Origin of the sequence: Planococcus faecalis (genome assembly GCF_002009235.1) — a bacterium.
GTDB classification, from domain to species: domain Bacteria; phylum Bacillota; class Bacilli; order Bacillales_A; family Planococcaceae; genus Planococcus; species Planococcus kocurii.
Window position 1 is genome coordinate 3,370,305 of record NZ_CP019401.1, and the last position, 22,182, is coordinate 3,392,486.

20 protein-coding genes and 1 riboswitch are annotated in these 22,182 nt (G+C 37.7%); of the genes, 5 read left to right on the forward strand and 15 right to left on the reverse strand.

Features of this window, described 5'->3' with window-relative positions; all coding sequences use genetic code 11:
• Positions 1-109: 109 nt before the first annotated feature.
• The 3 genes from AJGP001_RS16760 to AJGP001_RS16770 all read right to left on the reverse strand — a co-directional run bounded on the left by AJGP001_RS16760 (position 110) and on the right by AJGP001_RS16770 (position 2,323).
• Complete coding sequence (locus AJGP001_RS16760; protein WP_071152891.1) at positions 110-598, reverse strand: hypothetical protein; 489 nt, start codon at positions 596-598, stop codon at positions 110-112.
• Positions 599-797: 199 nt separating this feature from the next.
• Positions 798-1,991: a chromate efflux transporter gene (chrA, locus tag AJGP001_RS16765; RefSeq protein WP_071152967.1), complete on the reverse strand. Its 1,194-nt coding sequence runs from the start codon at positions 1,989-1,991 to the stop codon at positions 798-800.
• Between the two features lie 23 nt (positions 1,992-2,014).
• Positions 2,015-2,323, reverse strand: coding sequence for a PadR family transcriptional regulator (locus AJGP001_RS16770; RefSeq protein WP_058383971.1), 309 nt, complete (start codon positions 2,321-2,323; stop codon positions 2,015-2,017).
• 174 nt (positions 2,324-2,497) lie between these two features.
• On the opposite strand from AJGP001_RS16770, the gene AJGP001_RS16775 reads away from it, so the two are divergent.
• On the forward strand, positions 2,498-2,782 hold the full coding sequence (locus AJGP001_RS16775; RefSeq protein ID WP_071152892.1) for an addiction module toxin RelE: 285 nt from the start codon (positions 2,498-2,500) through the stop codon (positions 2,780-2,782).
• Positions 2,783-3,018: 236 nt separating this feature from the next.
• Here the strand turns inward: AJGP001_RS16775 and AJGP001_RS16780 are convergent, their stop codons facing one another.
• From AJGP001_RS16780 to AJGP001_RS16805, 6 genes are all read right to left on the reverse strand, one after another.
• Positions 3,019-4,134, reverse strand: a complete 1,116-nt coding sequence (locus tag AJGP001_RS16780; protein ID WP_151897522.1) for a PucR family transcriptional regulator — start codon at positions 4,132-4,134, stop codon at positions 3,019-3,021.
• 99 nt (positions 4,135-4,233) lie between these two features.
• Positions 4,234-4,953: a sulfite exporter TauE/SafE family protein gene (locus tag AJGP001_RS16785; protein ID WP_071152895.1), complete on the reverse strand. Its 720-nt coding sequence runs from the start codon at positions 4,951-4,953 to the stop codon at positions 4,234-4,236.
• A 17-nt stretch (positions 4,954-4,970) separates the two neighbouring features.
• Entirely contained in the window at positions 4,971-6,419 is a 1,449-nt protein-coding gene (nhaC, locus tag AJGP001_RS16790; RefSeq protein WP_071152896.1) for a Na+/H+ antiporter NhaC, read from the reverse strand.
• A gap of 28 nt (positions 6,420-6,447) precedes the next feature.
• Positions 6,448-7,542: an NAD/NADP octopine/nopaline dehydrogenase family protein gene (locus tag AJGP001_RS16795; protein WP_078080789.1), complete on the reverse strand. Its 1,095-nt coding sequence runs from the start codon at positions 7,540-7,542 to the stop codon at positions 6,448-6,450.
• Positions 7,543-8,008: 466 nt separating this feature from the next.
• On the reverse strand, positions 8,009-8,353 hold the full coding sequence (locus tag AJGP001_RS16800; protein ID WP_071152898.1) for a hypothetical protein: 345 nt from the start codon (positions 8,351-8,353) through the stop codon (positions 8,009-8,011).
• A gap of 229 nt (positions 8,354-8,582) precedes the next feature.
• Positions 8,583-8,855 carry a hypothetical protein gene (locus AJGP001_RS16805; RefSeq protein ID WP_078080790.1) on the reverse strand — a complete coding sequence of 91 codons (273 nt, stop codon included), beginning with the start codon at positions 8,853-8,855 and terminating at the stop codon, positions 8,583-8,585.
• 605 nt (positions 8,856-9,460) lie between these two features.
• Here AJGP001_RS16805 and AJGP001_RS16810 point away from each other — a divergent pair.
• Positions 9,461-9,862 (forward strand): hypothetical protein, encoded by a 402-nt coding sequence (locus tag AJGP001_RS16810; RefSeq protein WP_071152899.1) that lies wholly within the window; start codon positions 9,461-9,463, stop codon positions 9,860-9,862.
• A 242-nt stretch (positions 9,863-10,104) separates the two neighbouring features.
• Here AJGP001_RS16810 and AJGP001_RS17805 read toward each other — a convergent pair whose 3' ends face one another.
• Positions 10,105-10,539, reverse strand: a complete 435-nt coding sequence (locus AJGP001_RS17805) for a DUF4181 domain-containing protein (protein WP_078080791.1) — start codon at positions 10,537-10,539, stop codon at positions 10,105-10,107.
• An 84-nt stretch (positions 10,540-10,623) separates the two neighbouring features.
• Positions 10,624-10,956: a hypothetical protein gene (locus AJGP001_RS16820; RefSeq protein WP_071152901.1), complete on the reverse strand. Its 333-nt coding sequence runs from the start codon at positions 10,954-10,956 to the stop codon at positions 10,624-10,626.
• 709 nt (positions 10,957-11,665) lie between these two features.
• Between AJGP001_RS16820 and AJGP001_RS16825 the strand changes: the two genes are divergently transcribed.
• The gene (locus AJGP001_RS16825; RefSeq protein ID WP_078080792.1) at positions 11,666-14,863 is read left to right on the forward strand and encodes a hypothetical protein; all 3,198 of its coding nucleotides are present in this window, start codon (positions 11,666-11,668) and stop codon (positions 14,861-14,863) included.
• A gap of 105 nt (positions 14,864-14,968) precedes the next feature.
• On the opposite strand, the gene AJGP001_RS16830 is transcribed toward AJGP001_RS16825, so the two are convergent.
• Positions 14,969-15,838 carry an amidase gene (locus AJGP001_RS16830; protein WP_071152902.1) on the reverse strand — a complete coding sequence of 290 codons (870 nt, stop codon included), beginning with the start codon at positions 15,836-15,838 and terminating at the stop codon, positions 14,969-14,971.
• A 47-nt stretch (positions 15,839-15,885) separates the two neighbouring features.
• Positions 15,886-15,973, reverse strand: a riboswitch (cyclic di-GMP riboswitch).
• Positions 15,974-16,103: 130 nt separating this feature from the next.
• Between AJGP001_RS16830 and mgtE the strand changes: the two genes are divergently transcribed.
• Together mgtE and AJGP001_RS16840 are read left to right on the forward strand one after the other, a co-directional pair.
• Complete coding sequence (gene mgtE / locus AJGP001_RS16835; protein ID WP_058383945.1) at positions 16,104-17,462, forward strand: magnesium transporter; 1,359 nt, start codon at positions 16,104-16,106, stop codon at positions 17,460-17,462.
• A gap of 136 nt (positions 17,463-17,598) precedes the next feature.
• Positions 17,599-18,012: a DUF4395 domain-containing protein gene (locus AJGP001_RS16840; RefSeq protein ID WP_058383944.1), complete on the forward strand. Its 414-nt coding sequence runs from the start codon at positions 17,599-17,601 to the stop codon at positions 18,010-18,012.
• Between the two features lie 49 nt (positions 18,013-18,061).
• On the opposite strand, the gene AJGP001_RS16845 is transcribed toward AJGP001_RS16840, so the two are convergent.
• The 3 genes from AJGP001_RS16845 to AJGP001_RS16855 form a co-directional block, all read right to left on the reverse strand.
• Complete coding sequence (locus AJGP001_RS16845; RefSeq protein WP_071152903.1) at positions 18,062-19,339, reverse strand: glutamate-5-semialdehyde dehydrogenase; 1,278 nt, start codon at positions 19,337-19,339, stop codon at positions 18,062-18,064.
• Between the two features lie 28 nt (positions 19,340-19,367).
• Positions 19,368-20,138, reverse strand: coding sequence for a glutamate 5-kinase (gene proB / locus AJGP001_RS16850; RefSeq protein ID WP_058383942.1), 771 nt, complete (start codon positions 20,136-20,138; stop codon positions 19,368-19,370).
• A gap of 545 nt (positions 20,139-20,683) precedes the next feature.
• Complete coding sequence (locus AJGP001_RS16855; RefSeq protein ID WP_071152904.1) at positions 20,684-22,081, reverse strand: alkaline phosphatase; 1,398 nt, start codon at positions 22,079-22,081, stop codon at positions 20,684-20,686.
• Between the last annotated feature and the right edge of the window lie 101 nt (positions 22,082-22,182).

The following is a 22,182-nucleotide window of genomic DNA, read 5'->3' on the forward strand; positions in this document are numbered from 1 at the left end:
TAGTTGCTATTTCGCACATGTTTTGTTGCATTTAATATTGCAATCTAGGGAGAAATTTAAACTAAAAAGAACGCTATCGAAAGTAATCGATCAAGCGCTCTTTTTTAGTTTAAAGTATTTTCTTTCTACGGTTTTTACTACTATTCCAAATCACACCGAAAATATAGCAAACTAATATAACGAGAATAAAAGTCAATGGATTAAAAAAAACAGAGTTGGAAAAGGCATTCCATAAAGAAATCTGAGAAACATCATCAAAATTCTCTAGTCTCTGTATGATTTCGTTTCGTAAAGCTTGAGCTTTTAAAAAAGTGTAAACACCTATGCTTATTGTTGCTACTACACTAAATACTAAGCTGATAACAAGAGTTCGCCTCTTTTTATATCTTTCTACAAACCGCATGGAAAGTTCTGTAGTGCCATATAAAAAATAAAAGAGAAATGGCATGAGGAAAACTAGAATAAACAGTGCTGGGTTACCATTACCACCGCCAGTGCCGTCCTCTTCAATAGATTCAGTGAAGACGTTCATTCCATAGAATCCAATTAAAACTGCCAGCAAAGAAACAATATACAAAAAAAACAGCAACTTTCTCATAAAAACTTCCCCACTCTTGAATGTTTAGAAGAGAAAAGCTTATTAGCTCCTTCTCTTCCGATAATCTGATGATATGTAAACTAAGTAATCGACTTTAGAAAATAAAACATCCTTTTTCTCAAGTAAGGTTGAAAAATAAATTCGAATACTTAAAGAATTTCTTTTTAATCGATTATTTACCCATTTTCTAGGTATTCGCTTAGAATAAAGCAAGCAAAGAACCGCCTAATGCTCCTGTGACAACTACCAGCCATGGTGGCAATTTCCAATAAGCCAACATACTGAATAAGGCAGCTGCCAAAGCGAAATCCTTTGCTTCTATGATGGAACTTGTCCAAATTGGCGTGTAGAACGCAGAAATTAAAATCCCCAGAACTGCCGCATTGACCCCCATGATTGCACCCTTTACTTTCCGATTTGCGCGCAGTGTATCCCAAAAAGGCAAGGCTCCCACAATCAACAAGAACGCCGGTAAAAAGATAGCGAAAGTAGCGAATAGGCCACCAATCCAGCCATTCATGACCGTTCCTAAATAAGCTGCAAAGGTAAACAAGGGTCCCGGTACTGCTTGAGTCGCCCCGTATCCAGCCAGAAAGGCTTCTTCACTCAACCAGCCTGTCGGGACAAATTCCTGCTGCAAAAGTGGCAAGACCACATGTCCCCCACCAAAAACCAATGAGCCAGCACGATAAAAACTATCGAACATCGCTACCCAGTATGAGCCGGTAACTTCTCGGAGAATTGGCAGAAAAAAAAGGAATCCAAAAAATAACACCAAGCAAGCAGTTCCTACCTTTTTCGTAATTGGAAATTGCATCTGTCCCTCTGTTGTTTCGGCAGTGTTTTTATACAGAATATAACCAATTAAAGCTGCAATCAAGATGACACCCACTTGCGTAAAAGCAGTCTGCCAGAAAAGCGTCCCAATCAAGGCAAACAAGACAATCGCTTTCCTCTTCAAGTCGGGTGCGAGATTTTTTGCCATACCTAAAACGGCATGAGCCACTACTGCGACGGCAACAATTTTCAATCCTTTTAGCCATCCAGCATCCGATACATCAAAACTTTGTAATAGCAACGCAAATAGAATCAACGCGATAACCGATGGAAGGGTAAAACCAATGAAGCTCACGATTCCCCCTGATACGCCTGCACGCATCGCTCCAATTCCGATCCCTACCTGGCTACTAGCAGGTCCAGGAAGAAATTGAGCTAGCGCAACTAGATCCGCATAACTTTTCTCATCCATCCATTTTTTTCTTCGTACGTACTCTTCATGAAAATAGCCTAGGTGCGCAATAGGTCCTCCAAATGAAGTAAGTCCTAACCGGATGGAAACAATAAAGATTTCCAGTAATGATTTGAAACTGACAGTCGATTTTTTTTGATTCATCATTCTCTCTTCTCTCCTTTGATTCAGTCTTTTATCTCCTTAAACAGTTCATAGGCTTTTTTTTGAGCCTCAACTAAAACGTGTTCCCCTTTTTCCGTAATACTGTAGTACTTCCGGATTTTACCTTCTACGTTCCGGTCTTCTCTCATCAGCAAGCCATCGGATTCCATGGAATGAAGAATCGGATAAAGCGTTCCCGGTCCGATGCTGTAGCCATGTTCCTGAAGTTCCTCCAGCATCCAAACGCCATAAATCGGCATCACTTTAGCATGGTGCAAGATATGGATATGAATAAATCCCAAAAAAAGTTTGCGAAGCACTTTGTCTTCCATTCGACTTCTCCTTTTAATAACGGTTTCCAATATTGAATTCCGATATTAGTGTTTGTTACTAAGATAACATACACCTTATATATATCAGCGCAATTCCATAAAATTTACAGTCATTTAACATTAAAGAAATAGTGGAAATACTATTTTGATGAAGAAGACGGGTGGGAATAACCGTTGTATCAGCTTGAATGGACACAGTATTCAACGGAAGATTATGAACAGCTGGATGGCAGCCAAAAGATTTTCGTCCATAAAGCGCTGGACCGAATCAAATTGAGAGGCGTGGAAGCGGGCCAATCCCTTCATGGCAATTTGGCGCAATGCAACAAACTGAAAACCAAGAAGATGGGCCTGCGGATTATTTTGAGCGAAGCCGAGGCGACCATCCAAATAATTCAGATTGTAGCCATTGGGAAACGCGATAAAGAAAAAATTATAAAATGGCTGAAGAGTGATTAAGCTAATTGAAATGAAGAACAGGTTTTCCCGACTAAAAAGAGTCCGACAAAGCGAACACTTTAGAAGTGCTCGCTTTACCGGACTCTTATTTTGTTGAACCAGATTATTCTCCAATTTGATGACTATAACTTCTGATAATCCGGAATATGTAAAATAGAAAATTTATAAAAAGTTCCTTTATTAGATTTTTTCAAAAACTCGTTCAGATTATTCCCTCACATCTAACTATAAAAGAGTTAAGTTGATTCGTTTCCAAACACATCTAATAACATAAATGCTAGTGCTATATTTAATCGTGTATTAAATTCATCAAGATTACAGTTCATTAATTCTTCAATACGAGAAATTCGATAGTTAATCGTATTTCGATGTAGGTACAACTTATCTGCTACTTCCATTACACTTCCATTTGATTCAATATACAGTCGTAATACTTCCGTGTAATTCGTATTTTTCACGAGATCATAATTAGACAAAACGTCTAAATTTGTAGTGACAAAACTTCTAACCCCACTCGTATAACTTAACTCAAATAGCACTTGATACGCCCCGATGTCTTCATAAAATCCAAATTTCTTATTTTTTAAGACTTTTTGTACAAACAGTGCTTGTTTATAACTTTTCTTAATAGCCTGAAGCTGATTTATTTCACCCCCAATAGAGAAGAAATAATGAACGTTTTTATATTTTAAATGAATTATCTCTTCTATTTCCTTATTTAATTGTGTGATTATTTGGTTATTAAAATTTGAAAATAATATAAATATAACGTCTTCCATTACTGTAATCGCAACATCAAGATTCTTATTTTCGAGGAGAAATTCTAAATCTTTTTTTATTTGAGGTAATTTAGAATTATCCACTACATCAAACAAAGCAACCCTAAAATTGCCTTGTGGTTTGAAGCCATATTTCTCTAATGTCGGAAGAAAAAGGACTTCTTGATTTGATGAAAGTATAGCATTTTTAATTGCGCTACTTAGTTCGATCTTCTTTTTCTCTTCTTCTAAGATATAAAAAGAGAAGACTTTCATGATCCGCGCCATTTTTTCTTCCCATGGAACGGCAAATAAAGGAAACCCTGATTTGTTACAATAATCAACCATTTCTTTTGTAATTCGTTTGATATAGGGTCCTTTATTAATTACCATTCCACTGGCTCCATTTTTCACATTGTGCTTAATAAGAGACAGTAATTCTTCATCAGAACTTATACCAATCCCCGTCGTGAATACAATTTCTTGTCCATCTAAAAAAGAAGAAATTTCTTCATTTTCAACCATATGTACCCACTTAACTTCGTTCGTCAATCCTGCTTCGCCTGCAACTAACTCTATTTTGTAATCATTCACGACATTTCGATACACTCTATTTAGATAAACTGAAATAGTATTTCCTCCTTACTCTAAAAAAGATTCTACTGCTGATAATACATCAGTAGTAGAATCTTTTTAATTTACGAGTAATGATACCCCTGAAATCAGCAGAAGTACATAAGTGATTTTTAGAAATAACTCTTGTTTTATATATTTGTGAAAAAAATTCCCAATAACTATTGCAAAAAATAACGGGATCAAAGCTATACTTGTTAGTGTTAGTACTTCTGACGTTACATATCCTAATCTTAATTGATTAATTATCATACCTATGTCTAATACTACCCAAATTGCAGCTAACGTTGCTCTAAACTCGGATTTTCCTTTCAGTGTGGTCATTGCATAAATAACAAGTAATGATCCTCCTGATAAAAACATACCATGAATCACTCCAGCTAAAAGCAAAATGACAATGGTTACCATGAATGGTATTTTGACGATTGATTTTTTAATAAACATGTTTTTCAAAGCTATTAGAATAATAACTACAGCATAAATATTTAGCAAATAACCAAGCGCTAGTTTTTGAAAAAGCATCATCCCAATTGCTAAGCCAACTAGCATAAAAACAGTAATTTTGAAAAACTCTTGCTTATTAATATGTTTTAAATTTGTAATCGTTATATAAAAACAGGCTATCAACGCTAATATGTTTAAGATTGTTTTGGCCTCATTTATTCCAATTAGCAACATTGAAAAAGGCATTGCAAGTAAAGTCCCCGCAAATCCTGTCATCGCTTCAAAAATATTAGCAATAAATATAACGAGTAGAAATAATATTTCATAAATTGTCATTTATTAAATCCCTCGCTTTAATACTTTTCAGGTAAAGCTTCCAGTTTATCTTCAACGACATTAGCCTTATCAATTTTAGCCATTCCTATTCCTGTTTTAGCATAAAACATCGCAAAAACTATGCTCAAGTAGCAAGGAATTGCCCACATCCAATACTCTCCCGGTCCGACTCCTAATACTTCTAAATAAAATACTCCAGAGACACCCCAAGGAACGAACGGAAGAAGCATAGTTCCTGAATCTTCTAATGTTCGCGCTAAGTTCTTCGCGTGTAACCCTTTTTGCTCGTATGCCTCTTTCATGAGAACACCTACCATAATAATTGAAATAGATGCAACACCTGCAGTAAATACAATGGTGGCACTAGCAATTATCGTAGCACCAACTAGTTGACTTATCGTTTTTACTTTATTAGAAAAAGATTGTAAAATTCTTTCTAAACATCCTGATACCTCAACAATTCCTGCAAATGCATACCCGCAAAAAATCGTCACAACAATTGTTGTCATGGAAAAAATACCGCCGCGTGAAATTAATGATGTAACCGTCTCTGAAATCAAAGTAGGGTCAAAGTTTTCAGAAGTTATCATCGTCATATTAAATCCATTCGCCATTGATTTCATACCATCGACAAAACTAAATCCATTTGAAAACATTCCGATGAAAACAGCAACCATAGAAGATAACAACATGATAGGTACTGTTGGGAGCTTTCTAAATGCTCCAAATAATATAATGGCGAAGGGCAATAGCATAAACAAGTTCCAATTATAAATACTATCCAATTGGCCCATTAAAGCAATTACGCCTTCATTACTTGTAGAGTTCCCACCTACTTTCAATCCAACAAAGAACCAAACTATCAATCCAACAATTGAAGCTGGTATGGTGGTATACAGCATATGTTTAATATGGTCATATAAATCAACACCCACTACTAATGGTGCTAAATTCGTCGTATCTGATAAAGGAGATAACTTATCCCCAAAAACACCTCCAGAAATAATAGCGCCTGCTGCAATTCCTAGTGGGATATTTAATTCTACTGCTATCCCAATTAACGCCACGCCAGCAGTTGCTGTCGATCCCCATGCAGTTCCTGTAGCAATTGAAACTATCGCGACGATAACAAAAGCGGTAACAAGAAAATAGGAAGGATCAATTATTTTCAGTCCGTAGTATATCAACATTGGGACTGTGCCTGAATAAATCCACGTACTGATAATAATACCAACTGAAAATAATATGAAAATTGCTGGCATTGCAGTTTTTAACCTTTCAATGATTCCAGCTTCCATCTCAGACCATGTTAAGCCGACGCGTATCGCTATAAATGCAGCATATGCAGTTGCAAGTAACAACAAAGGTTGGATTGGGATTTTATAAATTCCAAATCCTACTCCAATTACAACTATCAAAAATACAAAAGTTGAGATTGCCTCAAATAGTGTAGGTGCTCGTTTCAAATTAACGCCCCCTCTTAACTCCAATTTCTTATACCAAGTCTATTAATTTTTCTAAAGGTAAATTGTCTAACCCTAGTTTTTTTAATGTTAAGCCTTCTTCAAAGAAATCACGTTCCAAGATTGTACCGCCTAAATTAATAACAGAATCAATAGTAGGAGTTGCAACTTTTGCAACTTTCCCTAAATCGGACCATAAAACTAAACCACTTGATATGTCTTCCGTAAAGTAGCGTGAGTTTACACTTACAGGACCTTTTATTTTCGAAAAAACTTCGCTAGTATTGAATAGCGTTTGTAAATCTTCATTCTCATTACTAAAATAGCCACGACGTGCTCTACTTTGAACAGCATTCTCTAAGGTAAATCCAAAAGCTTCACCAATTTCCATCCGCTCCCTTTCAATTCCTTTGATTACCTTTACTGTATGCTCAGTTATTCCTTCTTTATATAGCCAAAACTCACCTTCAGAGAAGTCGATTCTTCCAGCATTTAAAAGTGATGGTCCTGGATGTACTTCTGGATTTCCGTTCTCTAAAGTTGTATGCCAAATATTATCTGCTGCTACAAAGCAGTCATATACTTGCGAACAAACATTTAGTATAAGTTCGGTGTCTTCTTTTGGATATGCTGCTAAAAATAGTTTTTTAACACGAAGTGATAATTCTACACGTGCTTCATTTGGAAATGCTCGTGTTCCATAGGTAAGTGAATTTGTTTCCGCTATTTTGAAAGCGGTTTCAACTCCAACTTTTCTAGCCTGCGATACAAAACGCATACATCCCATTGCTCCTGCACCGTTTATTAAAATAAATTGAGATTCCTTTACTACAGGTGCAAGTAACTCTGCAAACTGTTCAATAGCGAATCCCGGTACTGTCATCATGACAAGTTCAGCATCTTTTACTGCTTCGGCTATATCTGTGGTCACAAGATCTATAGGAAAGAAATTTTCACCATTATCATCTTTTAGAGTAATTCCTCCTTTTTCAATAATCCCTTCAAGGTTATTTTTAAATTGAGGCATTTCATATAAATTGATTTGAAAACCTTTACTTTTCAAATCAGCTGCAGCTGTAATTCCACCATTCCCAGCACCTAAAATTGCGATTTTTTCTATTTTCATAAAAACCTCTCCCTTTATTCGATTATTCACAATATATCAAACGAAGCAATAGAATTATACTGTAAGAAAAACGAAATCCATTGTGCTTGAGCACAATGGATTTCGTTTTCCTCTGAGTTATTTAAATTCTCCATAAATATTAAAAGGAAAAATTCTTGATAAATCGGCTTTGCATCTTATAGCTACTTTAAAATTCTTTAACCAGACTATCTATTTAACTACACATCCTTAGAACCTAAGCAAAAGCTAAGTTTCTTTCTCTCTTCCAATAACTGATGATATGTAAACTAGAATTCTCCTAACAGACCTTAATATTTGTTTCTTAAGGTTTATTACCCAATATGAACCTTCCCTATTAGCTATGCCTTCAAAATCAAATAATTTAAAAGCGATAGGTTTTACAAATCAAATTTTTGCGCTATTACCACACTATTTTTCTGCAGTACAATTCGCTTGTTTCTTACTCTCACTCAATTACCTTGATCTTAACCGCTAACATTTCTTTTGATTCATTCAAAATTCCTTCTTCCAATAAAACTTGTGCAGTTTGGTTTATTTGTAAATCTGTTAACTCTTTTTCTTTTCCATTAATTATCACTCGTGTCTCATCGCTGACTTGTATAATAAAGGAAGGGTATTCAGCTGTAGGATCTTGTAAATCTTTATAGACCACTAATTCATCTCCGTTAATTTCAGAAATAACAACCTCTTCTCCGTCATTTTTTGTCCCGGCTTCCAAAGTATTATTCGTTGTACATCCAGTTAAGACTATTAGAGCTAGAAGAAAAATACTTACAGAAAACCGTTTCATTTTAACACTCCATTTCTATTATTTATGGAATAACTTAGAATGATAAAAAGAAGAATGACTAGAACAATCATTACCTTTAAGAAGTGAACTTTTTTCAATTTCCCTACCCATTAACACGTGGTATGTAAAATAAAGTTTTCTGATGAATTTTATATAGTTATTTCTTAAATAAGACTTAATTTCTTAGTGAATTTTGATTGAAGCAGTAGGAAGTTTCTGACGTTGATCATTAACAAATTGAAGCCTCAATCATTTCAATATCACCATTTTCTCCATCAACAGAATCAATGCCCTGCTCACAATTTTCTTCATTTTCCCACTCTACTATATAATTATTCTTTTTTAGTTCTATTGAAAGTATTTTGACGTTACCGATGTGTCCAGTGTGGTATTCAATGACACTGGATTTCGCATCTTCTTCTGATATTTTCAATTCTGGACTATTACAACCACCTACAATAAAAATTAGTAAGACAAATATAGCAGAAACTGTTTTCCTCATTTTCATGTCCTCCTATCTACTTAATTGAACTTAATCTTAAAGCAAGTAATTTTCAATAAATCTTTTTTTCTTTTCTATTTGCAATTAGTCGTTACAAAACTAGTAATGTTTCATTTCTATGAATCATTTTACTAATGACCTTTGCTGATAAATTTTAATGTAATAACCGTTCGTAAAAGTACACTTACATGAACGAAAAAAGAAGATGCTTAGGACCAGCATCTTCTACAGTTTGCTTTTATAGACTTCCGATAAGCTGCGATATGTAAACCTAGATCTTGTGAGATTCAAGTTTTAAAACCTTATAGAACAGCATTCTGAATGTATCATTTTTTCTAATGAAATTAGTTCCGAATGATTTCTGGTGAAGCCAGTAGAATCAAGTTTTTGAATGTAACTTACTTACACTTATGTTACATTCGGATTTGACGAAAAAAAGAGTGAGCTTCTTTAATTTTTTAAATTTTTATAGGGTAAATAAATTAAAATATCTTAATTTATTTAATGCTAAATGGGTCTCACAATGTGTAATGTAATATTAAGCAAATATATTGGAAAATCACTGAAGAATATTGAGATGACCCTGTCAGAAAGGAGGTTTTTATATGCGCAACCCAATACTGTTACTTGTGTTTTTTTTAGTTTCTTTGATACTTATAAGCTGTAATGATGATTCAATAGATCAGCCCACTAACGATGAAACCCTTGGAAACCCAAATCCTGAGGAACGGTTAACAGAAAATCCAGATGCGGACATTATCATGGTGGGTGATCTTACTTACATCAATGCCGAGGAGATCGACAGAGATTTTTATCCGGAATTAGAATTAGGGAAAAAAGTACTTGAAATCAAAACTCAAACAGATGACGCTGATGATTTTGTAAATGGGACAGCTTCTAAGTTGGCGGTAGGGACAGTAATCTATGAAGCCGCTAGCCCAAACCAGGGGTATATTGCTGTGGTTAACAATAAAAAAAGGCTGTATGTAATAATTGCTGAAGGTTAAGGACTTAAATATTAATTTCATACATTCGCCTTCATCTTTTTGGAAAGATTTTTCTCCAGTCATTAAATTAAATGTTGTGATAGATTAATGCTGAAAAACATTTAGTTCAGAAAGATCAGGTGATTAAAGTCTTTTTATACTAAATAAAGCCTGTAATAATCCCCTATTGGATATTTGGTCAATCAGGGATTATCTTTGTTTTGAATGTAACTTAATTCACAATAAGTTACATTCATTTCCTTTTAAAATATCAGGAGGCTAAATAAATCAAATTGAATCGTTAGAATTATAGCTATGACCACTAAAGACATTTCACTAATGGTTAATACAGCTTTTTTCGGATTTTGGGAGTACTTCCATTCAAAAATGGCCTGTACTGAGTGGTCTAGTATCGTAAATAAAATCACTGAAACTAGAAAGATATTTACAGAGTATCCTTTGAAAACTATAAGGTAAAAGCAGAATATGTATACGAAAGCAGCAATTATATTTATAGATATATCAATTTTTCGATGTAATTTATTTGTGTAATTGAAAGGGAAGAAGGCTTTTTTTTCTTTCTCAATCTTAAATATTTTTCTTAACACTGCATTTACGAGTGAAACTACAAAAATTATGATTAAAATAAATCCTACAAATTTTACCCAAACCATCTCGCTATCCCTCCAGGAGTTCATCAATAAGTCCTTGCATACTTTCTCATCGCATCTGAATGTAACTTAACTGCACATAAGTTACATTCAAAACCCTGATTTTATTGGTTATTTCTCGGCCAATTCAGCTGCCCATCGCTTAAACCAATCGGATGGTAATTCCAATTTTGAGAGATCCATCTTCATCAGTTGTTCATGGGAATAAAATTCGTACCAATGCAAATCCCATTGACATTCAATGCTTTGGGCCACATAATAGGCCTCTTCATCCTGACCGCTTAAATCTTCATCCAACCAAGCCGTTGTTAAATTATCACACCACATACAAAAATCCACCTGAGGGAATTGGTTTTCTTGCTTGCACACGGTGTCTAAAAGACTCTTAAGATTTTCATAGGAATAGGGAAGCGTGATGCTCGTTTTATTCCAATTCCATTCCACAATGTAATCCTCCTCTTAATTATCGTTCAACAGAGATGTCTTTTTATGATTTTTATGTTTATGATTTTTATGTTTTACCAATAATATCATATTGGAATTATATTCAAAGACATTTCATCAGAAAATAAGCGTTCGTAAAAGTGCAGTTTTCCGAACGCTTTAAAAAGGACTAAAAATGACCGGAAAAAGCGTTCGCAAATGTAGTAAATCAATTTACGAACGTTCGGGAATTACAGACGCTTTTACGAACGCTTTTTAGTTAGAATAAGAGAAAAAATCGTTTACTGAGATGAATTATGCACCCTCGCAAATTTGATTGCATACGCGTCAAATCGGAAGCACTGATCGGAATATTTATTTAGATAAGCAGCGTAGTAAAAATTTTTGAGAGTTCCAACAAACAATTACTCAAACACGTTATTCGAAAATTCGACATAGTAGGGCTAGATAAGCGATTACTCGGTACGACTCCATATAAAGATAGTGTGTAGAACCTTTATTGCAGACTCTTTCGTCAGCGTCTTTCTACGTCCGGATGGCTAGATCATTCGCCTTCTTACGTCATTGATACATTCTCAAGCAGTGTCCCAATTTTCTTGTGATAAAATTTGGCTCTTTAAAAAATCAGGTAATTTCTTTCTATTTATAGTGACTTTTAAGCTATAATGACTTGTGAGTTATATTTTGTAAATAGAGAAGAGTGGTATGTATGAAAAAGACATTTCTATACTTATTCGGAGTCATTATTTTGTTGGCACTCCCTATTATCATATGGTTTTTTAAAGATGAAAAAACAGTCACTATTGCAATCATTGATAAAACGGTTCCTACTGAAAGCTACCGGGAGCATAAAGGCCTGACTTGGCTATTAAATCATCAACGTTACGTAAGTGAATCTGGAGAAGCTTATCTGGCCGACACAGATTATTATGGCTTCGTCCCTAATGAAAAAGAAGAAAGCTACACTACTCGTGATTTACCCGGAGACTTGTCTGGAACTGACCTGATCTATCTTGCAGATTCCTACGGAGTTTACGAAGAAAATTTACCATGGCAAACGACCGAGAAAAAGCCTGGCAGTTCATCCATGATTACCGGCGGACTGAGTATGGCTGAGTGGAACACGATTAAGCAACAAGTTCAAGCTGAAGGCACTGATTTGGTAATGGAGTTTAATACATTTGCTTCTCCAACGCCTAAAGAAGTCGCAACAGACATAAACAAATTTCTTGGCTTGGAGTGGAGTGGCTGGAGTGGTCGTTACTTTGTCGATCTTGACTCTTCTGACAGTGAAATCCCTCAATGGATTATTGATAACTACGAGAAAAATGAGGCCAAGTGGCATTTTAAAGGTGCTGGATTTATATTGGTTAATGACGATACCGGCGAAATTGTAGTTCTTTCTGAAGAAGCAGGTGAAATCGGTTCTGACGGTCTTCATCTTACCTTTACTGAACAAGGCACCGCTCAATTCAACTTAACGGATAGCCCTTCTTTTGGTTATTGGTTTGATATTAATGAAGCCACTGAAGGAACGGATGTCTTAGCAGATTATCAGTGGGACCTGCAAGCTACAGGTAGTGAAAAGCTAGAAAAAGCAGGAATTCCACAGAGCTTTCCAGCTGTATTCCACCAGTCTAAATACGGTGCAGATCTATACTATTTTGCAGGTGATTTTGTCGATATTGACGATGTTCCAAACTTTTACCGTTATTCTGGTTTTGCAAAAATGCGCTCATTCCTTTCCATGGAATCGTTAGATGCTGAAAAGAGTTTTTATTGGAAGACCTATGTACCAATGATGGAAGCTATTTTAGCAAATGCAGAAGACAAAGAATCACAAGTTACAGCAGTTAAAGAAGTTGCTAAGGAAGAAGGTATTTCTTATCCTTCCCGTGTAAACGGACAGACATTCGAAGTGTATGAAGATGGCGAATGGCAGCCATTTACGATTAAAGGCGTTAATATGGGCATGGCTAAGCCCGGAACGTTTCCTGGAGAAGCCGCAATCTCGCGTGAGGAATACGACCGCTGGTTTAAAGCGATCGGTGAGATGAATGCCAATGCGATTCGTGTGTATACGCTTCACCCGCCTGCTTTCTATGAAGCATTTGCTGCTTATAATGCAAGTGCTAAACAGCCACTTTACCTGTACCACGGCGTCTGGATTGATGAAGAGCCACTAGTTGAAACACTCGACGCCTTTACTCCTGAGATTACTGAGCGTTTCCAAAATGAGGTTCAGAAAATAGTAGACGTTATTCACGGTGATGCTGTTGTCGAACAAGAACCTGGCCATGCATATGGTACCTACAAAACTGACATCTCCTCTTACGTTATTGGTTGGATGATTGGTATCGAATGGTATCCGTTTACGGTTCAACAAATGGAACTTGATTATCCTGAGCTTGGTGATTTTCAAGGTACGCATGTATACACAGAAGAGGCCAACCCGATGGAAAATTGGTTGGCACAGCAGCTGGACTTGTTAGCATCGTACGAACTAGATACCTACCAAAGTATGCGTCCTTTGAGTTTTACTAACTGGGTAACGACAGATAATGTGGACCAACCAGCAGAGCCAAGTGAACAAGAAGATATGGCAACTGTCGATCCAAATCACATTAAAACCAAAGGCATCACGGATACAGTTGGCATGTTCGCTTCTTATCATGTTTACCCGTACTATCCAGATTTCTTGAATTTAGAAGAACGATACACTGAATACGTAGACCACCGCGGGGAATTCAATAACTACGCCGGCTACTTGAAGGATTTGAACGATTCTCACGATATGCCAATTGTCATCGCCGAGTTCGGTATTCCTTCTTCTCGCGGCATGACTCATGAAAATCCGTTCGGTTGGAACCAAGGGTTTATCTCTGAACAACAGCAAGGCGAAATCGTCAGCCATATGTATGAGGATATCCTTGAAGAAGGACTGATGGGCGGTATGGTTTTCACATGGCAAGATGAGTGGTTTAAGCGTACGTGGAATACGATGGAGTATGACAATCCAAACGAACGGCCATTTTGGTCCAATGCTCAAACAAATGAGCAGCAATTCGGATTGTTGAGCTTTGATCGTCATAAAGTGAAAGTCGATGGTGAAGATGATTGGCAAGATGGGCAAAAGCTATACGAAAAAGACAACGGTGCCCTCAGAACCTTGACCATGGATTCAGATGAGCGCTACGTTTACATCAAAGCCCAATTCGATCCTACCGATAAAACCTGGTGGACTGAACAGGATTTCAATTTGTACTTTAGTATTCGTGAAGACCAAGGCATTGCAGTTGATGCGTTGGGGAAAACAGAATTTCTCGCAGATTTTCAGTTGAAGATGAACGATTTAAAACAAGCACAAATGCAAGTTGCAGGCGATTACGACAGCTTCTATTATGATTATCACAACCGTTTAAAGATGATTCCTGCAGAAGAAAATATTGAGTCGACTTTCCATCCGATTCGACTCGCATTGAACAAAGAATTTGTGCGTCCCGATACTGGAGAAACACTGCCATTTTCTTCTTATGAAACCGGTGTTTTCCGATTTGGTATTGCCAATCCGGAGCATGAAAACTATGATTCTTTGAACGATTATTACTACGATGAAAAAACAGGCATCATGGAAATCCGAATTCCTTGGATGTTGCTGAATGCTAAAGATCCGGCAAAACGAGAATTTACAGGGGATCTTCAACAAGACGGCATTGAGGCTTCGAGAACAATTGAAGGAATAGATGTCGCTGCTAGTTTAACGGATGATAATGGTAAAGCAACTGAAACCTTTACTGCAACTCAAGCAGCCCAGTATTCATGGGACACATGGGGACTGCCACAATCCAAAGAACGCTTGAAGCAATCGTATTACATTCTTCAAGAAACTTTTGGCAACACTCAGTGATATAAACCGGACATGTTAGTAGCGTGTCCGGTTTATGGTTTTATAGATGAGTAAATCATAAAAAAACAGCAAGGTTGAGCCATACCGGCCAACCTTGCTGTTTTTTTAGGGTGTCATCGTTTTCCAGCTATCTACGTGGTGAATCGCGACGCCGCCAAAACCAGGTATCCCTGCATAGTGTGCAGTTACTGCAGCTAATTCACCTTCCATGAAAGTTTCGCCCTCTTCATAGAAAGAAATGTTGTCGCCTTCATCAGTCTCACCAGTTTCAACTCCGACTACTACTGATTTGCCGTATTTTTCTGCATAGGCCACTTCGTTCTTTACAAGTTCTGTAATCAAAGCAGCAGAATCTCTATAAGCCATCAAGGTCACACTATGTGTGTTAGCAATCACCCACTCTGCAAGTATCCCTTTGCCATAAATATTTTTATAAGTGATTTCATCAAACCAAAAAGGCAAATCTGCTTCAAGGGGTAAGTTCATTGCAGCTGTACTAGCACTAGCTTTACTCAAAAGGGCTTGATAGGATTTTACAGTGGCCGCTCGGTTCGTATTCCAACCGCTATAAAGGTAAGGCTCTACATCCAAATGAACACCTGCAAATTTTTGAGCTTGCAAAGCACCTTGTTGATAAGACGATAACCAGTTCATCAACCGATCTTGCTTGGTAAAGCCCTTTGGTGCTACCCAGTCACTAGCACCGTCCAATGCGTAAATCGTCATTCCTAATAGTCCCGCTTTTTCAATAAACCTTTTATAGACATCCACGGGAATATCCGCGTCAATCTGCACGTAGACTTTATTGACATCCTTACTGTCTAAAAAAGCAAGGGTTCCCGCTTCATCGCTATAAATCATCCACGGATTCCATAACCAGGTAGCTTTGACTTCCGTCTCAGCTGCTTGTGCACTCACTCCACTTTGTGTCAGCATAATCAACAAACACACACCTGCCATTATTATTTTTTTCATCTTCTGATATCCTCCCATTCTGTAAGCCGGAGCTCAAAGAACGAGACCCTGGCAACCAGACGACCTTGCGTTTTTCAACGGGTAGGCTCATGGCTTTGCGTCCTCCTCTTTCGATGGAGTTTGCCTTTTTCAGATTTTCATTATTATATGTTAATTTATGAGATTTTACTACCTTTTTTAAATAGCCCTTTCAAATTGTGAAGTTTAAGGCAATAATCAACAGTAGGATTTGTCTACATCTTTTATTACTAAGGAGTGACCTACAATGTCTACAGCAATACGTGAAGACGAAATTACATTGGCATTAATTCAGTCTTTACAAGAAGGCAATAGTAATGAATTTCAGGCAATATTGAGTGAACTCCAACCTTACGATATGGGTGTTCATTATCGACATTTGCCAGAAAAACATCGAAACAAATTTTTGTTGTATTTAACGATTTTTCAACTCACAGATTTAATGCAAGAGCTGCCTAAAACAGAGCAAGCCGAAATTCTGCAAAAATTGGGTGTAGAAAAATCAAAAAAAGTGTTGGATCGTATGGATAACGATGATTTGGCTTTATTCTTAGATGATTTAGAGCCTGATCGCATTAACGAATTGTTATCTCAAATTAACCAAGACGATTCTAAATTTGTTCAAAGAACGATCAATTATCCGCCAGAAACTGCAGGACGTCTTATGAATAACCGTTACGTATGGATTCCACGGCATTATACAATTCGAGATGCTATTGATAAAATCAAGCATTTTGCAGAAATAGCGGAGTATCTCAATTACCTTTACGTAGTAGACGAAGATAAAAAACTACGCGGCGTGATTTCCTATAAGGATTTAATTCTTGGAAATCTTGAGGATAAAGTAGAAGACATTATGTACAACCGCGTCGTCAAAGCTGATGTATTGATGGACCAAGAAGATGTGGCACACATCATTAGCCGCTATGACTTTGTGACATTGCCCATTGTGGAACATGACAATACACTCGCAGGGGTTGTAACGGTTGATGACGTCATTGATGTCGTGATGCAAGAAGCCAATGAAGACATTGAAAAACTTTCGGCATCTGGTAAATCGATTGATTTTAATACTCCGGCTTGGACGGCAGCTTATCGTCGCCTTCCTTGGCTAATCCTCCTGCTGTTCATTGGTCTATTTTCAGGCAGCATCATTAGCCGTTTTGAAGATACGTTGCAAGCAGTTGTCGCATTAACCTTTTTTATGCCGTTGATTGCTGGGATGACTGGAAATACCGGCACACAATCCCTATCTGTTGTTGTTCGTGGACTAGCTTCGCAAAAGCTAGATTTCAAGCAAACCGTTAAACTGATCATCCGAGAATTATGGGTCGGCATCATTATTGGCGTGATTTGTTCTGTTCTTATTTTATTGATTGCTTATGTATGGCAAGGTAGCTTTATTTTAGGAATTGTCGTGGGTGGCTCTCTATTAATGACTTTAATTATTGGTACTTTAGCCGGAACTATTATCCCACTGATTCTGTACCGATTCAATATTGATCCAGCCGTTGCTTCCGGTCCACTGATTACTACCATCAACGATATTCTATCTCTGCTCATTTATTTTGGAATGGCCACACTGTTCATTTCACAATTGATGTAAGAAAAGTCCCTGAGTAAAACTTTCACTAAAAATAATTACTGACTCAACGTATGGTGATTCGCACTTTTTCAGGCAAATAACTTTATACCAAGTAAGACACTAGGTATAATAGGTTGTAATCGAAGGAGGCGCGCTTATGACCATTCCAAAACCCCTTGTTCAAACCAATCAGACGTTTGTTGTCGTTACTGTCGTAGCGGCGTTGTTGTTCCATCCAGCCATTTTACTGTTGCCGTTTGTTGTTGGAGCTTATACATTAGTGACAAAGAAAAATCCAGTGATTCAATTGGGCCATCTCTTTTTGAAAAAGCCGGCGGCAAGTTATCAGCAAGAAGATAAAGATCAGCAATTGTTTAACCAGTGGATTGCGACAATTTCCTTAGGACTGTCCTTGATTTTCTTTTCTTTTGGCATACCATCGTTGGGCTTTGTCTTCAGTATTATGGTCATTATCGCAGCAGGTGTTGCGTTGATGGGCTATTGTATCGGCTGTACGATTCGCTTCCGGTACATGATGTGGAAGCATAATCGAACAAAAGTGCAGGTATAAAAAAGACAGGGAGCAAGTTGCTCTCTGTCTTTTTTCGATGATAGAACCTTTACTTTACTTGGCCATTGCCACGCACGATGTACTTAGTCGATGTTAAAGCAGGCAAGCCCATTGGTCCACGTGCATGAAGTTTTTGCGTACTAATACCAATTTCGGCACCAAAACCAAATTCAAACCCATCTGTAAATCGAGTGGATGCGTTGTGATAAACAGCGGAAGCATCGATTTCCATAAAAAATTGATCGACGTTTTCCGAGTTTTTCGAAATGATTGCTTCGGAATGCTTTGTACCATACGTATTGATATGCTGAATCGCTTCACTGACATCAGCTACAATTTTCATCGCTACCTCTAATCCCAAGTACTCCGTTCCCCAATCCTCTTCCTTTGCAGGGATAACATCAGGAGAGCGTTTTTGTACGGATTCGTCCCCATGAATAGTTACTTGTTGAGCCAGTAGCGCACTTAGCAACAGTGGCAAATGCTTGTCCGCCCAATCTTTATGAACCAAAATACTTTCACAGGCATTACAAACAGAAGGTCGCTGTATTTTAGCATTTAATGCGATATCAATCGCCATTTGAACAGTTGCTGTCTCATCAATATAAATATGGCAATTCCCTGCTCCCGTTTCTAATACTGGAACTGTAGCGTTTTGAACGACCGTCTGAATCAATTTAGCGCCTCCACGAGGAATGAGCACATCTAAATATTTGTTGAGTTTGAACATATGAGAAGCTGCTTCTCTACTTGTATCTTCCATCAATTGTACCGAATCAATAGGCAATTCACTGTTCTCAAGAGCTCTGTGAATCACCGCCACGATGGCTTTGTTGGAGTGTATTGCTGTAGAACTACCTCGCAGTACCACTGCATTGCCGGTTTTTAAGCACAAACTAGAAGCATCAACAGTAACATTCGGACGTGCTTCGTAGATCATTCCCACAACGCCTAAAGGCACACGAATTTTAGACATGGTTAAACCGTTTGGCCGTTCCCACTTTTCTAATACTTCACCAACAGGATCTGCTAGTTTTGTCAATTGAATCAAGGCATCAGCCATTTCCGTTAAGCGGTCTCCATCTAATTTCAAGCGGTCTAGTAACGACTCACTCATGCCATTTTGACGTCCTACTTCAATATCTTTGCTGTTTTCCTCCAAAATAAAGGCTTGTTCTTTTAGTAATTGCGCTGAAATAGAACGCAATGCATTATTTTTTTGCTTTGTTGTCGATTTTGCTAATACTGCTGAAGCTTGTTTTGCTAGTTGCGCTTTTTGTATCAGTTCACTTGTAGACGTTTGCTGTTCTTGGAGAAGTTCAGTCATTCTGATGCCCCTTTCGATTTTCCATGCTTCAAACACTCATTGTCGTTTTTACGCCAATATAAGTTCCATCGCCTTTGCCTTTGAAAATATCAACTAATTTTTCACTGCCCGTTCCCGAACCGATAAATACTTGAACTCCGAAAGCTAACGCCGTTCGAGCTGCTTCAACTTTTGATTTCATACCGCCTGTACCCACAGTGGAGCTATCTGAGGAAGTGGCATCTATTAATTCATCGGGGATTTCGTGAAGGTGAAGGTATTTTTGCGCTTGCGGATTTGTTCTTGGGTTGTCCTGGTAAATGCCGTTAATATCTGTCAAAATCATTAAAATATCTGCATGCACAAGACCACTGACCAATGCTGATAACATATCATTGTCACCAAAAGTCAGCTCTTCTGCGGAAACCGAATCATTCTCATTGATGATAGGTAAGACGTTGCGTTCTAATAACTTGGAAATTGTCGCATTGGCGTTTTTATAAAGATCTTTCGTCAGCAGTAACTGTGCAGCCACAATACGGTGTTTCTTGCATTCGTCTGCATATGCCTGCGATAATAGGCTCTGCCCCACTGCTGCTGCTGATTGTTTGTCGACCACTGTGTCCGGTCGCGATAAATAGCCCATGCCCATACATCCCGCAGCGACTGCTCCAGACGATATCAATATGACTTCATGTCCATGTGTTCTTAAGCTGGCCAGCGCATCCACATGCTCGCGTAACTTCTCAATCGACAGTTTGCCTTCATCGTCCGTTAATGAGCTGCTGCCGATCTTCACTACAATCCTTTTCTTCTCCATGTGCAGTCACCACCCGTTTTTGATAAATAAAAAAGTTCTTCCATTTTACCTAAAAGCGGAAGAACCTTGACTCCATGACTCTTTCGACAAGTTTGTGTGAATCTCTTTAATAGAGTTATTATGCACTCTCTTGTATTTTAAGTCAATAAAATAAAAAGAATATTTAAATTTTATTCTATTTAACAGTATTCGCTTAATATTCTTTATGTATATTTATGCATAAAATAAATAACTCTATAAACTTTTTAGATTAAGGGAACTTTAATTACGTCAAGACAATTAAAAAAGCATGGAACACCAACTCCATGCTTCAGACTATAGACAACGTCTTATCAAACTAAATAGTGATGTATAATCTCCAACTGGGCTGGCCACTTCGCTTGGTGTGGAGAATCCTAGATGCATACAAAAAAATGAATAAGTATTCTTTTGTCTACAAGCTGAAACAGACTCATTGAGATGAGTCTGTTTACATAGATCACTTAAGCTATCGCTTGTGGCAATCTTTTGGTCGCTTTTATGGGCAACAATTCTTCCATTCGATTTTACTTGTCATCAATTGTGACTTTCGCTTTTAGTAAATCAAAAATGATTTTAGCGTGATCTGTATTATCGAGCTGTCCTGCAAACTTTCGACTTGCCGGACCGTATGCATAAACGGGTACATCTTCTCCCGTGTGACCACTAGTTGTCCAGCCCGTGTGTGAGCGTTTATCAAAAATCTTTTCAATAGAATCATCGATAACTGTAACGTCATTACTCTTTTCCACTTTTTTTACCATATCCACTTCTTCAGCAGTTAGATCCAGATCAATGTACTCGTGTAAGGTTTCTTCAACACTAGCACCGTCAACAATTTGCTGCGCCATGAAGTCTGGTGTACGCTTTGCCGCTTTAATCGGTTCCGTAAGCCAATTGTAAACACCATCTGCACCTATCGAAAAACCGCCTGTCGAATGGTCCGCAGTTGCTACGACTAACGTATTCCCATCTTTTTTAGCAAATTCTATTGCTGCCTGAAATGCTTTGTCGTAGTCTTCCATTTCGCTCATTGCGGCTACGATATCATTATCGTGTCCTGACCAGTCGACTTGGCTACCTTCTACCATGAGGAAGAATCCATCTTTATCCTCTGACAAACGATCAATTGCGGATGTCGTCATTTCTTCTAATGAAGGGATGTTCTCATCACGGTCGATCATTTTAGGAAGACCTGCGGGTGCAAACAATCCAAGCACCTGCTCGCCATCGTCACTGAGTAATTCGTCTCGGTCAGTGACATAGCTGTAGCCGTCTTTTTGAAACTCTTTCGTAAGGTTACGGTCTGTTCGATCGAATAACTCGGTTCCTCCTCCTAGCAGAACATCCACTTTGTGCTCACCATCTATTAATTCGTCGTAATAGTCATCGGCAATCGCGGTCATATTTTTTCGTGCAAGATCGTGAGCTCCGAATGATGCCGGAGTTGCATGTGTAATTTCAGAAGTTGCAACCAATCCTGTGGCTTTGCCTTTTTTCTTTGCAGCTTCGAGTACTGTTGTCACATTACTTTCGTCGTTGTCGACAGCAATCGCATTATTATAAGTTTTGATACCCGCAGCCATAGCTGTTGCAGCCGACGCAGAGTCAGTAACATTTTCTGCAGGATCATCGGGATAAGTCGATTGCTGGCCGACTAAATATGAATCAAAAGAGATTTCTTCAACTTTTTTAGTAGAAACATCATCTTGTAAGTAGCGATACGCTGACGTATATGAAGTACCTACTCCATCACCAATCAAGAAAATAATGTTTTGTACGTTGTCCTTTTTATCCTCTTTGCTTTGGTTGCTACTCGAAGAATCGGCTTTAGTCGATAAAGTAAAGGTCGTGATTCCAGTAACGGCCAATACTGATACTAAAGCAATTGGCAGTACTTTTGTTTTCAACTTTTTACGTATCATTTTTTCTCCTCCAGTCAATTCTAGCTATAAGTTCAGTATAAGGATCGTTTATTAAGTTATGGTTGAGGAATTGTTTAGCTTTTGTAAAATAATAAATAAAG